Raw genomic sequence first — 16,373 nt, forward strand, 5'->3', positions numbered from 1 at the left:
GCGTTTTTATCCATGGCTCGGACGCGTTGCTCTTCGGGCAGAACCCTTGAACGTATTGGCTATTGCATTGCTGTTTTAAACAAACCGCACAGCGGTAAATCAGGGAGGGAGATGGACAGTTCGGTCTTTCTTAAACAACAGCGCCGACTTTAAACGTCGGCGCTGATTTTCTCTCATAACAACTTAGCGTTTCGAACGGTAATAAACTTCGTTCCAGCGCAGCGCGTCTTTAAACGCCGGCAGCCGCGTATGCTCGTCAATTACCAGCACTTCGATATCGTTCATCTCGCCGTAGAGATACATATCATCCAGCGTCAGCGCCTGACTGAATACCGTATGGTGCGCGCCGCCCGCCAGAATCCAGGCTTCCGATGCGGTTGCCAGCGACGGCTGGGCGCGCCACAGCGCACGCGCGACCGGCAGCTTCGGCAGCGGTTTCGGTTGCTCAATCGCATCCACCACGTTTACCAGCAGGCGGAAACGATCGCCCATATCGATAACGCTGGCGTTAACCGCGCGTCCGGCTGGCGTTGAGAAGATCAGGCGCGCCGGATCGGCTTTGCCGCCGATGCCAAGGAACTGTACGTCGATCAGCGGCTTCTCTTCTTTAGCGACAGAGGGGCACACTTCCAGCATATGCGAGCCTAACACCAGGTCATTGCCGGGCGAGAAGTGATAGGTGTAATCCTCCATAAACGAGGTGCCGCCGGGACGATCGCCCGCAAGAACTTTGAAAATGCGCAGCAGCGCGGCGGTTTTCCAGTCGCCTTCGCCGGCGAAGCCGTAGCCCTGGCCCATCAGACGCTGTACCGCCAGGCCGGGAAGCTGCGTCATGCCGTGCAGCGTCTGGAAGTTGGTGGTAAAGGCTTTACAGCCTTCATCGTCAAGGAAGCGCTTGATGCCGATCTCGATCCGCGCCGCGTCCAGCACGTTCTGGCGCTTTTCGCCGCCGCTGGCCGCCACGTCGCTGAAGCGATAGAGGCTTTCATACTCATCGATCAGGGCGTTGACCTCGCCGTCGCTGACCTGATTGATCACCTCGACCAGATCGCCGACGCCCCAGCCGTTGACCGCATAGCCGAACTGGATCTGCGCGGCCACTTTATCCCCTTCGGTAACCGCCACTTCGCGCATATTGTCGCCGAAGCGCGCCACTTTCAGCTGCTGGCTGCTCTGCTTCGCGAATGCGGCGCGCATCCAGTTGCCGATACGTTGCTGGCTGGCCGGGTCCTGCCAGTGGCCGGTCACCACGCTGTGCTGCAGGCCCATGCGCGCGCCAATAAAGCCGAACTCGCGGCCGCCGTGCGCGGTCTGGTTCAGGTTCATAAAGTCCATATCCATGCTGTCCCACGGGATCTCCGCATTGAACTGGGTATGGAACTGCAGCAGCGGCTTGTTCAGCACGCTCAGCCCGCCGATCCACATTTTGGCGGGCGAGAAGGTGTGCAGCCAGGTGATGATACCGACGCAGCTGTCGTCGTGGCTGGCGTCGCGGCAGAGCGCCAGCGCTTCATCCGGCGACTTCACCAGCGGCTTGACGATAAGCTTTAACGGCAAGGCGGAAGAGGCATTGAGTCCTTCCACCACCTGGCGCGCGTGCGCTTCGACCTGACGCAGGGTTTCCGGGCCATAAAGATGCTGCGTGCCGATCACAAACCATACGCTGTGCGCGTTGTACTGATCCATAAAACCACTCCTTAATTAGCGTTGGCGGGGCGCGACGCATACTGCGGCTCAGCCGCCGCGCACCAGAGTTGATAACGTTCATAAAGCTGCTGATAGCGCGCGACTCGCGCGGCGTCGGGCTGGAGCGTGACGGCGACCGGACTGGCCATCGCTTTCTGCGCCTCGGGCACCGTGGCGTAAACGCCTGCGGCGACGGCGGCGAAAATCGCCGCGCCCAGCGCGCAGCACTCATCCGAGGCGACGATATCCAGCGGGCGGTTCATTACGTCGCAGCACGCCTGCATGATGGCAGGTGATTTGCGCGCGATGCCGCCCAGCGTCAGGATGTTCTCTACCGGGATCTGCTGCTGTTCGAAGCACTCCATAATGGCGCGTGCGCCGAAGGCGGTTGCGGCGATCAGGCCGCCGAACAGGGCGGGCGCGTCGGTGCCGAGGTTAAGGTCGGTGATAACTCCTTTCAGGCGCTGGTTGGCGTTGGGGGTACGTCGACCGTTGAACCAGTCGAGCACCACCGGCAGATGATCCAGCTGCGGATCGGCGGCCCAGGCCTCGGTCAGCTGGCGGATCAGGTTGCGCTGCAGCTCGGCCAGCTGCGGCTGAAGTTCAGGATGTTGCGCCGCCGCCTGCTGCAGCGGCCAGCCGAGCAGGCGGCTGAACCAGGCGTAAATATCGCCGAACGCCGACTGACCCGCTTCACAGCCGATAGCGCCCGGCATAACGCTGCCGTCTACCTGACCGCAGATGCCTTTAATGGCGCGATCGCCGACCCGCTGCGCGTCAGCGATCAGGATGTCGCAGGTTGATGTGCCAATCACTTTCACCAGCGTATAGGGCTGTGCGCCAGCGCCGACCGCGCCCATATGGCAGTCGAACGCGCCGCCAGCAATAGTCACGCTCTGCTGCAGGCCGAGCCGCTGCGCCCATTCGGCGCTGAGCGTGCCGACCGGGATATCGGCGGTCCAGGTGTCGCTGAACAGCGGCGAGTCGAGCTGCTGCGTCAGCAGCGGGTCGAGCGCGTTCAGGAAGTCGGGATCGGGCAGGCCCTGCCAGTCGGGATGCCACAGCGCCTTATGACCGGCGGCGCAGCGGCTACGGCGCAGAGTGGCGGGCGCGGTAGTGCCGCTCAGCAGTGCTGGCACCCAGTCGCACAGCTCAACCCAGGAGACGGCAGCGTCGCGAACGGCGGCGTCGGCGCGCGAAACGTGCAGGATTTTCGCCCAGAACCATTCAGAGGAGTAGATGCCGCCGATATAGCGGCTGTAGTCGGTAAAGCGTCCGCTGCGGCACAGCTGATTAATCGCTTCCGCTTCTTCGATAGCGGTGTGATCTTTCCACAGCACAAACATCGCGTTGGGGTTATCGGCAAAATCGGGACGCAGCGCCAGCACGTTGCCGTCGCGGTCGATGGGGGCAGGCGTCGAGCCGGTGGTATCGACACCGATTCCCGTGACGCTGTCACGTTGAGCGGGCGTCAGCGCCTCAAGCACGCCCAGCAGCGCCTGCTCCATCGCCTCTATATAGTCCAGCGGATGGTGACGAAAGCGGTTGGCATGAGGATCGCTGTACATGCCCCGTTGCCAGCGCGAATAGTTCACTACGGCGGTTTTCAGCTCGCTACCGCTGTCGCAGTCCACCGCCAGCGCACGTACCGAATCACTGCCAAAATCGAGACCCAGAGTGATGGCTCCAGCACGCATCGGAAATCTCCTGTTATGAATAATCGTCTCTCCATCCTGTGGCGGCGGCGCAAGAAACGTTATTCACCAATCGCTGAGAATATGCACTTTTCTGCCATGGGCAGCGATTTTGTGATCGCCGACAAAAGTTACCTCTCGGTTAAAATTGCTGAATATATGGAACATTTTGTCGTGATTTCAGGGTGTGATACCGCTCTACATTTTTCATCGGCTTTCCCGCTACAACTAGCCCAGCGTTTGTGCAGGCTTTACTCAATCGCCCGTCTAACGCGCTGATTTTCATCCGTACCCAAAAAAGAAAATTGACTGGTAGCGTTTACACCGATTCGTTAACAGCAGTGAAAAATACCCTAGCGCCGGAGAGCATCATGCATAAATTCACTAAAGCGTTCGCGGCCATCGGCCTGGCAGCGGTTATGTCACATTCCGCTATCGCCGAGACCATGAAGCTGGGATTTCTGGTCAAGCAGCCTGAAGAACCCTGGTTCCAGACCGAATGGAAATTCGCGGACAAAGCCGGGAAGGATTTAGGCTTTGAAGTGATCAAAATCGCCATTCCCGACGGCGAGAAAACCCTTAACGCCATCGACAGCCTCGCCGCCAGCGGTGCGAAAGGCTTCGTTATCTGCACCCCCGATCCCAAGCTCGGTTCCGCTATCGTCGCCAAGGCGCGCGGTTACGATCTGAAGGTGATCGCCGTCGACGATCAGTTCGTCAACGCCAAAGGCAAACCGATGGACAGCGTGCCGCTGGTGATGATGGCCGCGACCAAAATCGGCGAGCGTCAGGGACAGGAGCTGTATAAAGAGATGCAGAAGCGCGGCTGGAACGCCAAAGAGACCGGCGTGATGGCGATTACCGCCAACGAGCTGGACACCGCGCGCCGCCGTACCGGCGGTTCGATGGAGGCGCTGAAAGCAGCCGGCTTCCCGGCGGCGCAGATCTATCAGGTTCCTACCAAATCCAACGATATTCCCGGCGCGTTTGACGCAGGCAACTCGCTGCTGGTGCAGCATCCCGAAGTGAAACACTGGCTTATCGTCGGCATGAACGACAACACCGTGCTGGGCGGCGTGCGCGCCACCGAAGGCCAGGGCTTTAAGGCAGCCGACGTGATCGGTATCGGCATCAACGGCGTCGACGCGATAAGCGAACTGTCGAAAGACAAAGCGACCGGCTTCTACGGCTCGCTGCTGCCCAGCCCGGACGTGCATGGCTACAAGAGCAGCCAGATGCTCTACGACTGGGTGAGCAAAGGTGCTGAGCCGCCGAAATTCACCGAAGTCACCGACGTAGTGCTGATTACCCGCGACAACTTTAAAACCGAACTGGCGAAGAAAGGGTTGATGTAAACCCGCGTACCGTGCCGCCGCGCATGCGGCGGCACCTTAACGGTAAACCCAGAGGAGTTACCATGAATAGCGAGCCAACCTTTCTGTCGTTTCATGGCATCAGCAAGACTTTTCCCGGCGTTAAAGCGCTGCAGGATATCTCGTTCGAATGTCGCGGCGGCGAAGTGCACGCCCTGATGGGCGAGAACGGCGCGGGCAAATCCACGCTGCTGAAAATTCTCAGCGGCAGCTATCAGCCCAGCGGCGGCGAGATCCGCATTAAAGGCGAGCCGGTCAGTTTTCAGCATACCAGCGACGCGCTGGATGCGGGCGTCGCCATCATCTACCAGGAGCTGCATCTGGTGCCGGAAATGAGCGTGGCGGAGAACATCTATCTCGGCCAGATCCCGCACAAGCGCGGCCTGGTAAACCGCAAGCTGCTGCGCTACGAAGCGGGCCTGCAGCTGAAAAACCTCGGCATGGATATCGATCCCGATATGCCGCTGAAATATCTCTCGCTCGGCCAGTGGCAGATGGTAGAGATAGCCAAGGCGCTGGCGCGCAACGCGCGCATTATCGCCTTTGACGAGCCGACCAGCTCGCTCTCCGCGCGCGAAATCGACAACCTGTTCCGCGTTATCCGCCAGCTGCGCGCGGAAGGGCGCGTGGTGCTCTACGTGTCGCACCGCATGGAGGAGATTTTCGCGCTGAGCGACGCCATTACCGTGTTTAAAGATGGCCGCTACGTTCGCACCTTTACCGATATGTCCAATACCCATCACGACGATCTGGTGCAGGCGATGGTGGGACGCAACCTCGGCGATATTTATGGCTATACGCCGCGTCCGCACGGACCGGTGCGCCTGGTGCTGGAGAAGGTCGAGGCGAAGGGGGTGCGCGAACCCATTTCGCTCGAGGTGCGCGCCGGTGAAATCGTCGGCCTGTTCGGGCTGGTGGGCGCCGGACGCAGCGAGCTGATGAAAGGGGTGTTCGGCGCGACCCGACTGCGCGGCGGACGCATCCTGCTGGACGGCGAAGTGGTGAAGCTGCGCGAGCCTATCGACGCGATTCGCGCCGGCATCATGCTCTGCCCGGAAGATCGTAAAGCGGAAGGGATTATTCCGGTGCACTCGGTGCGCGACAATATCAATATCAGCGCGCGGCGCCACAACCTGACCGCCGGCTGCCTGATAAAAAACCAGTGGGAGGCGAGCAACGCCGACAGCCATATCCGCTCGCTCAATATCAAAACGCCCCATGCCGGGCAGCTGATTATGAATCTTTCCGGCGGCAACCAGCAAAAGGCGATTCTGGGCCGCTGGCTGTCGGAAGAGATGAAGGTGATCCTGCTGGACGAACCGACGCGCGGCATCGACGTCGGCGCGAAACATGAGATCTACAACCTGATCTATCAGCTGGCGAGCAAAGGCATCGCGGTGCTGTTCGCCTCCAGCGACCTGCCGGAAGTGATGGGCCTTGCCGACCGCATCGTGGTGATGCGCGAAGGCGCCATCGCTGGCGAACTGCTGCATGACGACGCCACGGAGCAGCAGACGCTGAGCCTGGCGATGCCTAAAACCACCCAAGCGGCCGCTGTGGCCTGACAGAGGAAAATATTATGTCTTCATCCACAACTTCAGGTACGCCGCCGGTTCAGCAGCGCAGCGGCATGCGCTTTGGGCGTATCTGGGATAACTTCGGCATGCTGGTGGTGTTCGCGCTGCTGTTCATCGCCTGCGCCGTGTTCGTGCCAAACTTCGGCTCCTTTATCAATATGAAAGGTCTGGGCCTGGCGATGTCGATGTCGGGCATGGTGGCGTGCGGCATGTTGTTTTGCCTCGCCTCCGGTGATTTTGACCTCTCGGTCGCGTCGGTAATCGCCTGCGCTGGCGTGGTCACCGCCGTGGTGATCAATATGACCGAAAGCCTGTGGATCGGCGTGTTCGCTGGCCTGCTGATCGGCGTTGCCACCGGCTTTATCAACGGCTTTGTGATTGCGCGCCTGAAAATCAACGCGCTGATCACCACGCTGGCGACCATGCAGATCGTGCGCGGTCTGGCCTATATCTTCTCCGACGGCAAAGCGGTCGGCATCGAGGATGAGCGCTTTTTTACCCTCGGCTTCGCCAACTGGCTTGGCGTGCCTGCGCCTATCTGGCTCACCATTGCGACCATGCTGATTTTCGGCTTCCTGCTGAACAAAACTACCTTTGGCCGCAACACGCTGGCGATCGGTGGTAATGAAGAGGCGGCGCGTCTGGCGGGCGTGCCGGTGGTGCGCACCCGCATCATCATCTTTATACTCTCCGGGCTGGTGTCGGCGGCGGCGGGCATTATTCTCGCCTCGCGTATGACCAGCGGCCAGCCGATGACCTCGCTGGGCTATGAGCTGGTGGTGATCTCCGCCTGCGTACTGGGCGGCGTCTCGCTGAAGGGCGGCATCGGCAAAATCTCCTATGTCGTGGCTGGCGTGCTGATCCTCGGCACCGTTGAAAATGCAATGAATTTACTGAATATCTCGCCATTCTCACAGTACGTGGTGCGTGGTCTGATACTGTTAGCGGCGGTGATTTTCGACCGCTATAAACAAAAGAATAAAGCCTGACGGCAAAAAGACGCGGCGCCCGGTGGCGCCGCGCACTGATTAACCATGACTGAGTGAGGGCGTTATGTACCACCGTGAATCCACAGCGGCGCAGCAAAATCCTCTGTTGCCCGGTTATCCCTTTAACGCCTGGCTGGTCGCCGGGCTGACGCCTATCGCGGCCGACGGCCCGCTCGACTTTTTTATTGACCGTCCCCACGGTATGAAAGGTTTTATTCTTAACCTCACCATTAAAGGCAAAGGTCGCGTTTTCGACGGCGAGAACGGCTTTGACTGTCTGCCGGGCGATATGCTGCTGTTCCAGCCGAAAACCCCTCACTACTACGGACGCGCGCCGGACAGTCCCGAATGGCATCACCGCTGGGTTTACTTTCGACCGCGCGCCTACTGGAACGACTGGCTGCAGTGGCAGGACGCGCGCGAAGGCGTAGGGCGGCTGCATCTCAACGAGACGCTGCGCGCCGAATTTGATCGCCTGTTCGCCAGCATCGAGCAGACCCATAACTCGGGTCGCCGCTTCGCCGAAGAGCTGGCAATGAACCTGCTGGAACGTCTGCTGCTGCGCGCGGTGGAAGAGGATCCGCGCAGTCATCAGCAGGTGCGCGACCCGCGCATTATCGAAGCCTGCCAGTACGTCACCAACCATCTGGCCAGCGAAGTAAAAATTGAAGAGGTGGCGCGCCACGTCTGCCTTTCGCCGTCGCGCCTGGCGCACCTGTTCCGCGAGCAGATGGGCGTTAATCTGCTGCGCTGGCGCGAAGACCAGCGCGTGATCCGCGCCAAACTGCTGCTGCAAACCACGCAGGAACCTATCGCCAGCGTCGGGCGGGAAGTGGGTTACGACGATCAGCTCTATTTTTCACGTGTGTTCCGCAAACGCGTCGGCGTCAGCCCCAGCGACTTCCGTCGGCGCAACCAGGATGCGCAGGATACCTTGCTCGCTGAAACCCCCTGGCCGATGGCGCAGAGTGCTATCTCCTGATTTTTCGGGGGAATCCTGCTTGTTCTAACCGACGCTATGGTCTTAAATCAGTCGGGTATGCGAATAAGAGGAGTGATAATGAGCGACAAACTTCGTGTTGGATTGATGGGGTACGGCTTCGCCAGTAAGACGTTTCACGCGCCGCTGATTGCGGGCACGCCGGACGTCGAGCTGGCCGCTGTCTCCAGTAGCGACGAAGCGAAAGTGCACGCCGACTGGCCGCAGGTGAAAGTAGTGGCCGAACCCCAGGCGCTGCTGGACGATCCTACGCTGCAGCTGATCGTTATCCCCACGCCTAACGATACCCACTTTCCGCTGGCCAAGGCCGCGCTGAATGCCGGTAAGCACGTCGTGGTGGATAAGCCCTTTACCGTGACGTTGTCACAGGCGCGTGAGCTGGAAGCGCTGGCGAAGGCCAAAGGTCTGCTGCTTTCCGTTTTCCATAACCGTCGCTGGGACAGCGATTTCCTGACCCTTAAGCAGCTGCTGAAGGATGGCACGCTGGGCGAGGTGCGCTATTTTGAATCGCATTTCGACCGTTTTCGTCCGGAAGTGCGTCAGCGCTGGCGCGAGATGAAAGGCGCTGGCAGCGGCATCTGGTACGATCTGGGACCGCATCTGCTCGATCAGGCGCTGCAGCTGTTTGGCGCGCCGGTCGCCATTAATGTCGATATGGCGGAGATGCGTCCGGGCGCGCAGACCACCGACTATTTTCACGCCACGCTTACCTATCCGCAACGCCGCGTGGTGCTGCACGCCAGCATGCTGGTGGCCGCCGAGTCGCCGCGTTATGTGGTGCACGGCACGCGCGGTAGCTACGTGAAATATGGTCTGGACCCGCAGGAAGATCGGCTGAAAGCGGGCGATTTTCCGCCGGGCGAGGAGTGGGGCTACGATATGCGCGACGGCGTGCTGACGCTGGCGGAAGGCGACGGCGTCAAAGAAGAGACGCTGATGACGCAGCCGGGCAACTATCCCGCCTATTATGCGGCAGTGCGCGATGCTATCAGCGGGCGCGGCAACAATCCGGTCACGGCGGAAGAGGCGATCCAGGTGATGGAGCTGATCGAGCTGGGGCTACAGTCGGCTGAGAAGCGACAGACGCTGTCGCTGAAGTAACAGAAAAGGTCGGCTGCGCGCCGACCTTTTTATTCATAAGGCTGCCGTGGGCCTCTCTCTGTCAGCAAGGTGCTGACGCGGATGACAAGGCCCGATCGCAAAGACGCAAAAAGCGCCATCCCTGGCGGCTCGGCCCGCGCATTCCCTTGCGCGGGACGCTTTGCTCTTCGGTCCTTATCACCCGCGTTTTACGTTCATCAGCCGCCTGTGGCCGCACCCGCGGCCTTTCTTACGCCTTCACTTTATTGCGAATGGCGGTTTTCTCCGCGTCGCTCAGGAAGGCAATGGTCAGGCCGTTCTCCTGCGCCTGGCGGATCTGCGCGGCGCTCAGCCCGGCGGCAGGCGCAGCGTGCTGATATTCATGCGCCAGTTCAATCCCCTGAACCGCCGGATCGTCGGTGTTCAGCGTCGCCAGAATGCCGTGCTCCAGGAACTGTTTCAGCGGATGGTGCGCCAGCGACGAAACGGTGCTGGTCTGGATATTGGACGTGAGGCAGGACTCAATACCGATGCGATGCTCGGCAAGAAAATCCATCAGCGCGCGGTCTTCAATCGCTTTTACGCCATGGCCGATACGCTCGGCGCCCAGCTCGCGGATCGCCTGCCAGATGCTTTCCGGACCGGCCGCTTCACCCGCATGCACCGTTACGCGGAAACCGGCGTCGCGCGCCTGCGTAAAGTGGCTGAGGAACTCGCTGCCGGGAAAGCCCAGCTCATCGCCCGCCAGATCGACGGCGGTGATATGATCGCGGTGCGCCAGTAAGCCTTCCAGCTCGCGCAGGCAGGCTTCGTCACCGAAGGTGCGGCTCATAATGCCAATCAGGCGCACGTCAACGTTATATTTCTGACAGCCCGCCTTGATCCCGTCGATTACCGCTTCCACCACGCCCGCCACCGGCAGGTTATGGTTCATTGCCATATAGCCCGGCGAAAAACGCAGCTCGGCGTAGTGAATGCCGGCGCGCGCCGCATCTTCGACATTCTCCAGCGCAACGCGGCGGCAGGCATCAAGATCGCCCAACACCTTCACACCCCAGTCGAGCTTATTAAGAAAGCTCACCAGATCGGGCTGATTTTCAACCACCTGAACGTGCGGACGCAGCGATTCCAGCGAGGTGGCGGGCAGGGCAAGGTTAAACTGACGGCCTAAATCCAGAATGGTCTGCGCGCGGATATTGCCGTCAAGATGGCGATGGATATCGGTAACGGGAAGGCTGGGATCGAACATGCTGCACTCTCTGACAAGGATAAAAGTGCAGACCATTATAGAAACATCTTGCGCAACATAGCGAGTCATTTGCGCAACCTGCGCCGCGTCTGCTGCGATATTAAGCGAAAGGGCGGCTAAGAAGCCGCCCGGTTTCATGCGCCGAGCGCCTGTAGCGCCGCAATCAGGCGGCTGAGGCCCTCGTCCAGCTTGCTGCGCGGACAGCCAGCATTCAGACGCAAAAAGCCCCGGCTCGCTTCTCCATAGGTCGAGCCGGGCATCATTGCCACTTTCTGCTGTTGAATAAGCTGCTGCTGCAGCGCCGCCTCGTCGATGCCAAGCGGATTAAGATCGAGCCACGCCAGGTAGGTCGCCTGTGGCGGCTGCCAGTCGAGCACAGGAAAGGCTGCATTAAGCCGCTGGGCCACGTGCTGCAGATTTGCCTGCAAACAGGCGCGCAGCGCGTCGAGCCAGGGCGCGCCTTCGCGATAGGCGGCGATATGCGCCGCCACGGCGAACACCGCAGGTGAGGAGAGACCATCCGCCTTCATCTGCTGCATAAAGGCCTGTCGATCCTGTTGATCGCTAATGATCCCCCATGCGCCCGTCAGCGCCGGAATATTGAAGCTTTTCGATGCGGAAGTAAAAAGCGCCCAGTCGCTACGCGCAACTTCGCTCCAGGGCAAATGCACAACGTCGCCCCACACCATATCCATATGGATTTCATCGCTGATGACGCGTACCTGGTAACGTTCGCACAGCGCGGCCATCTGCGTCAGCTCCTCCCGTGTCCAGACCTTGCCGGTGGGATTATGCGGACTGCACAGCAGCATCAGCTTGCACCCTGGCCGAGCGAGCTGCTGTTCCAGCGCCTGCATATCGCAGCGCCAGCCTTGTGCGTCGCGCAGCAGCGGCTGAGCAAGAATCTGGCGTTGACTCTGAGTCAACAAGGTATAAAAAGCATCATAGGCAGGGGTGTGGATAAGTACTTCGTCGCCCGGCACCGTCCAGCGGCGCATCGCTTGCGCCACCATATAAATCACCGAAGGGCCGTATACCACTGACCGCTCATCCGGCGTCGTGTGAAAACGCGTCTGCATCCAGTGGCAAACCGCCGACAGAAAGTCGTGATGCTGCCAGCGGCTGTAGCCGAACACGCCGTGATCGAGCCGCTGCTGCAGCGCCGCGCGAATAGCGGGCGCAACGGCAAAATCCATATCCGAGATGGTAAAGGGCAGCAAGTCCGGCTCGCCAAAGCGGTCCGCGACAAAGTCCCACTGCGTGCAGTAGCTGCCGCGTCGGTCGATAACTTTATCAAAATCAAAAGATTCACTCATATTCGTTACACCGTCACATTCATCAGCTGCGCCAGCTCTTCCTTAACGGACTGCACCTGCGGCCCGATAACCACCTGTAGCGTAACAGGACTAAGGTGCACGACGCCGATGGCGCCGTTGGCCTTCAGCGCGGCGTCATTGACCTTCGCCATATCGACGATGCGCAGACGCAGACGGGTCAGGCAGTTATCCAGTGAGGTAATGTTCTCCACGCCGCCCAGCGCGTCGAGGATGGCTGGCGCGTTGTAGCCAGATTTACCAATGCCCGCGCGGCTGACCTGCTGCTCCAGGCCGCTCTCTCTTTCACGTCCCGGCGTGGCGATATTGAAGCGGATAATGGCGAAGCGAAACAGCAGGTAGTAACCTGCAAACCAGATCGCGGCGGCGACCGGCACCCAGTACCACTTCGTTGCAAGGCCATGCAGGATGCCGAACACAACAAAATCAATAATATTGCCGTCCGTGTTGCCGATGGTGACGCCCAGCACCGCCATAAGCGTAAAGCCAAGCCCGGTCAGCAGGGCGTGCAGCAGATAGAGCGCCGGGGCGACAAACAGAAACAGAAACTCGATCGGTTCGGTCGTGCCGCCAACCACGCAGGCCACCACGCCGGAAATCAACAGTCCTTTGATCTTGTGACGATTCTCTGGCCTCGCGCAGTGATAAATGGCTAACGCCGCGCCGGGCAGGCCACCAAGAAACGCGGGCATTTTTCCCTGCGAGAGAAAGCGGGTGGCGCTTTCCGAGAAGCCATGCACTTCCGGACAGGCGAGCTGCGCCTGGAAAATGGTCAGCGCGCCGCTGACGCTCTTGCCGCATACCTCCATCGTGCCGCCCGCATCGGTAAAGCGGATAATCGCCACCAGAATATGCTGCAAACCAAACGGCAGCAGCAGGCGCTCGCCGGTGCCGAACAGCATCGGGCCAAAGTCGCCCGCACCGTTAATCATCCAGCCGAGTCCGGCAATGCCGCGCGCGAAAAAAGGCCAGATCAGCGGCACTACAAGGCCAAGCAGTCCCGTCACCAGCAGTGTGATGATGGGCACGAACCGCGTGCCGCCGAAAAACGCCAGCGCGTCCGGCAAGCGCACGTTATGGAAGCGCTCGTGCAGCCAGAACACCACGACGCCGACAATTACCGCGCCAAGAATGCCGGTATCGATCGCCTGAATGCCGAGAACTGACTGGATATTGTTCGCTTTCAGCAGCGCGGCATCGCTGGTGGGCAAAATGCCTTTAATCGTGAGCCAGAAGTTGGTGCTGAGGTTCATCACCGTATAGCCAACAAAACCGGCAAAGGCGGCGACGCCTTTATTTTCACGCACCATGCCGAGCGGGATGGCAATAGCGAACATCACCGGCAGAAAGCGAAAGGCGAATGCGCTGGTTGTCGCCATCCAGACAAACAGATGCTGCAGCAGCGGCTGGTCCAGCAGCGGGATTAACGTCAGCACGTCACGGCTGCTGAGGGAACTGCCGATGCCGAGCAGAATGCCGCAAAAGGAGAGCAGGGCGACAGGCAGCATAAAGGTTTTGCCCAGGCTCTGAAAAAACTCCCAGAGCGACAGGCGAGGAAGCGGAGCAGACATATTTTCTCCTGGAAAGAAAGCGGACGGGTATCAAGGTAAAATGATGATAAAACGTTTTACCACCGCTTTATGAGCGGGCCGTCACAATGTGAGCGTGGCAGGGTCAGCTAACTTTATTCGTCAGGTTTAACGTTTTACCTATATGATAAGGCGATTAGATAGTGTTTCGCAGGCGAGCATCATGACGCAGCAAAAAGTCACCATTAACGACGTCGCCGAAGCGGCTGGCGTCTCCGTCACCACCGTTTCTCTGGTGCTCTCCGGCAAGGGGCGCATCTCTCCCGCCACGGTGGCGCGGGTTAATCAGGCGATCGAACAGTCAGGCTATGTGCGCAACCGTTCAGCGGCCTCGCTGCGCGGCGGTGCCAGCGGCGTGATCGGGTTGATCGTAAGGGATCTCAGTCAGCGGTTTTACGCTGAAATGACCGCGGGCCTCAGCGAGGCGCTGGAGACGCAGGATAAGATGCTGGTGCTGGCCCAGAGCGGCGCGCAGGGAAAGTATCTGACGCGCTGCTTTGATGCGCTGGTGGCGCAGGGGGTGGATGGAATAGTGCTGGGCGGCGATGCGGGCAATGGCGCGGCGCTGGCGACGCGCGCCGCGGAGCTTGGGCTGCCGCTGATTTGCGCGTCGCGCGCCAGCTATCTGGAGGGCACGGACAGCCTCCGGCCCGACAATGCGCTGGGCGCTCGCATGGCGACGGAGTATCTGATCCGCCAGGGACATCAGCATATCGCCTGGCTGGGCGGCAGCGGCGCGTCGCTGACGCGCGCCGAGCGCATCGGCGGTTACTGCGCCACCTTGCTGCAGTACGGCTTACCCTTTAAGCCGGAATGGATTATCGAATGCGAAGAGAGCCAGAATGCGGCGGCTGAGGCGACCACGCAACTGCTGCAGCGCTACCCGCGCCTGACGGCCATTATCGCCGCTAATGGCGCCACCGCGCTGGGCAGTTACTTTGCCCTGCTGCGCAGCGGCCGCACGCTGGGTAAGGGCGCGGTTGACAGCTATTACGCGCAGCAGATGGCGCTGGTGGGATTTAGCGATGAGCCCCAGGCGAACCTGAGCGATCCGCCGCTGACCTTTATCTGCAGCCCGGCGCGTGAGATGGGACGGGCCGCGGCGGCGCGTATTCTGCTACGGATCAGCGCGCCGGAGACGGCCAGCCAGCATATGATCCTGACGCCGAGCCTGATTACCAGCGAAAGGAGATAAAAAAAGCGACCCGCAGGTCGCTTTTGTCAGGCTGCCGTTTACTGCGGCATGCCTTCGCTGGTTGGCAGGCCGAGCATATAGCGCGACATAAACTGCTCCAGCGTCATCGTATCGCCGTTCATATTTACCTGGCCGCCGTTGTACTGCAGGCTGGTGACGATATTGTTGTCCTGCTGCTGGGTCAGACGGAACATCTGCCCCATCGCCGCCAGGCCTTTTACCTGCTGATCCGCCAGCTTCTGCGCGTCGTCGCCAGAGTAACCTTCGGCCAGGCCGACGTTGCGCATCACTTCTGTCGCCATCGGCATATTGATAACCAGTTTGGCGGTTAACCCCTTCAGCACGCGATCCACCATGCCGGCCAGGTTTTGCGGCTGGCCGGTGACGGTAGCGGGATCGTTAAAGTTGGCGGTCAGATTAAAGGTGCTTTCACCTTTATCATTTTTCCAGCTCAGCGGCGCGATGCTCACCATCGGCGCGCCTTTCAGCAGCGTCGGCAGATTGTTCATCAGAATGGTGTTAACGCCTGCCTGATAGCGAATCGGATCGCTGGCAAGGCCGGGCTGATTCAGCAGATCCTGCATCTGGGCGTGGTAGTTATCGGAGAAGGTTTTCACCGCCTGGGCATCAAACTGCGCCAGCTTCATGCTCAGCTTCGCTGCGCCGAAATCATTGCTCTGCAGATGCACGTTATCGACCTGATAATCGATATTGCCGCTGATTTTGCCCGCTTTGTTATCGAACGATGAAGTGCCGTTGAGTTTTTGCAGCGTCAGCACATCTTTGCCGTTCGCGCTGGCGTTAAATTTATCCAGCTCGACTTTCTGATCGCCGATGCGCACGCCTTCCGGCGTCAGATGGGTATTGCCGCTTACGCGGACGCCGTTGGCGGTGAAGAGCACCGGCAGACCCATCTCGTTTTTACTGGTGATGGCGATGCTGTCGATATCGCTGTCCACGGAAACTTTATCGCCTTTGCTGTCTGCGCTGACGTTCAGCGTGCCGCCGTTGGTTGCCACGCGCTGGCCGGTCTGGGCGTTCTGGTAATTAACCGGCAAAAAGTGCAGTGCGGTATCGGTCGCGCCGCTGTAGCCGATGCGGGTGTCCGCATTGGCCGGCGATTTATTGTCGGTCAGGGCGAAAAGGTTTTTCAGCGCATCGGTATTTTCCAGCTCGGTATGCACCGACGCCATGCTCGGGATCAGCGTAAAGCGACGCAGCTGCGCGAACGGGAAGGGACCGTGATCGATGGTTTCGTTAAAGACGATACTCTGGCCCGGTTTCAGGAAGGCGTTATCTTCGGTCTGCGAACTGGCCTGCAATACCAGCTTCGCTTTGCTGCTGAAAACGCCGCGCTGGTAATCCTGATAGCTGAGTTTGAGTCGGCTATTGGGCGCATAAGCGTTAAGCTGTGTATTGGCGTTCTGCACCAGTTCATCCATATGGCTTTCCAGCTGCTTACCGGTAAACCATGCCGCGCCGGTCCAGATTACGCCCAAGGCGATAATCACACCTACGGCAACGTTGGTCTTTTTCATTGCTGAGTCGTCCTTATCCTTGTATCCGCTTACGCCGCTCTCCGACGTCCGGCGAGGGAAGAAAAAAGC

13 protein-coding genes are annotated in these 16,373 nt (G+C 59.8%); 7 read left to right on the forward strand and 6 right to left on the reverse strand.

Annotated elements, in window-relative coordinates; genetic code table 11:
* Positions 1 to 183: 183 nt before the first annotated feature.
* A complete protein-coding gene (gene araA, locus D7S44_RS04735; protein ID WP_120452481.1) occupies positions 184 to 1,686 on the reverse strand; it encodes an L-arabinose isomerase in 1,503 nt (500 codons plus the stop codon).
* Positions 1,687 to 1,697: 11 nt separating this feature from the next.
* Positions 1,698 to 3,383 (reverse strand): ribulokinase, encoded by a 1,686-nt coding sequence (locus D7S44_RS04740; RefSeq protein ID WP_120452483.1) that lies wholly within the window; start codon positions 3,381 to 3,383, stop codon positions 1,698 to 1,700.
* A 15-nt stretch (positions 3,384 to 3,398) separates the two neighbouring features.
* Here D7S44_RS04740 and D7S44_RS23270 point away from each other — a divergent pair, with 15 nt between their 5' ends.
* The 6 genes from D7S44_RS23270 (at position 3,399) to D7S44_RS04765 (ending at position 9,420) form a co-directional block, all read left to right on the forward strand.
* Entirely contained in the window at positions 3,399 to 3,659 is a 261-nt protein-coding gene (locus D7S44_RS23270; protein WP_126688830.1) for a hypothetical protein, read from the forward strand.
* Between the two features lie 92 nt (positions 3,660 to 3,751).
* Positions 3,752 to 4,735 carry an arabinose ABC transporter substrate-binding protein gene (locus D7S44_RS04745; protein ID WP_120452485.1) on the forward strand — a complete coding sequence of 328 codons (984 nt, stop codon included), beginning with the start codon at positions 3,752 to 3,754 and terminating at the stop codon, positions 4,733 to 4,735.
* A gap of 62 nt (positions 4,736 to 4,797) precedes the next feature.
* Positions 4,798 to 6,318 carry an L-arabinose ABC transporter ATP-binding protein AraG gene (araG, locus tag D7S44_RS04750; protein ID WP_120452486.1) on the forward strand — a complete coding sequence of 507 codons (1,521 nt, stop codon included), beginning with the start codon at positions 4,798 to 4,800 and terminating at the stop codon, positions 6,316 to 6,318.
* Between the two features lie 14 nt (positions 6,319 to 6,332).
* Positions 6,333 to 7,319 (forward strand): L-arabinose ABC transporter permease AraH, encoded by a 987-nt coding sequence (araH, locus tag D7S44_RS04755; protein WP_120452488.1) that lies wholly within the window; start codon positions 6,333 to 6,335, stop codon positions 7,317 to 7,319.
* A gap of 64 nt (positions 7,320 to 7,383) precedes the next feature.
* Complete coding sequence (gene araC, locus D7S44_RS04760; protein WP_120452490.1) at positions 7,384 to 8,301, forward strand: arabinose operon transcriptional regulator AraC; 918 nt, start codon at positions 7,384 to 7,386, stop codon at positions 8,299 to 8,301.
* 78 nt (positions 8,302 to 8,379) lie between these two features.
* The gene (locus tag D7S44_RS04765) at positions 8,380 to 9,420 is read left to right on the forward strand and encodes an oxidoreductase (protein WP_120452491.1); all 1,041 of its coding nucleotides are present in this window, start codon (positions 8,380 to 8,382) and stop codon (positions 9,418 to 9,420) included.
* Positions 9,421 to 9,649: 229 nt separating this feature from the next.
* Here D7S44_RS04765 and add read toward each other — a convergent pair whose 3' ends face one another.
* The 3 genes from add to malX form a co-directional block, all read right to left on the reverse strand.
* Complete coding sequence (gene add / locus D7S44_RS04770; RefSeq protein WP_120452881.1) at positions 9,650 to 10,648, reverse strand: adenosine deaminase; 999 nt, start codon at positions 10,646 to 10,648, stop codon at positions 9,650 to 9,652.
* A gap of 134 nt (positions 10,649 to 10,782) precedes the next feature.
* Positions 10,783 to 11,964 (reverse strand): MalY/PatB family protein, encoded by a 1,182-nt coding sequence (locus D7S44_RS04775; protein ID WP_120452493.1) that lies wholly within the window; start codon positions 11,962 to 11,964, stop codon positions 10,783 to 10,785.
* 5 nt (positions 11,965 to 11,969) lie between these two features.
* Positions 11,970 to 13,553, reverse strand: a complete 1,584-nt coding sequence (gene malX, locus D7S44_RS04780; RefSeq protein ID WP_120452494.1) for a maltose/glucose-specific PTS transporter subunit IIBC — start codon at positions 13,551 to 13,553, stop codon at positions 11,970 to 11,972.
* A 181-nt stretch (positions 13,554 to 13,734) separates the two neighbouring features.
* Here malX and malI point away from each other — a divergent pair, with 181 nt between their 5' ends.
* Positions 13,735 to 14,766, forward strand: coding sequence for a Mal regulon transcriptional regulator MalI (malI, locus tag D7S44_RS04785; RefSeq protein ID WP_120452496.1), 1,032 nt, complete (start codon positions 13,735 to 13,737; stop codon positions 14,764 to 14,766).
* A gap of 38 nt (positions 14,767 to 14,804) precedes the next feature.
* Here the strand turns inward: malI and D7S44_RS04790 are convergent, their stop codons facing one another.
* Positions 14,805 to 16,304 carry a YdgA family protein gene (locus D7S44_RS04790; protein ID WP_120452498.1) on the reverse strand — a complete coding sequence of 500 codons (1,500 nt, stop codon included), beginning with the start codon at positions 16,302 to 16,304 and terminating at the stop codon, positions 14,805 to 14,807.
* Between the last annotated feature and the right edge of the window lie 69 nt (positions 16,305 to 16,373).

It is taken from the genome of Pantoea piersonii (assembly GCF_003612015.1).
Taxonomy (GTDB): Bacteria; Pseudomonadota; Gammaproteobacteria; order Enterobacterales; family Enterobacteriaceae; genus Pantoea; species Pantoea piersonii.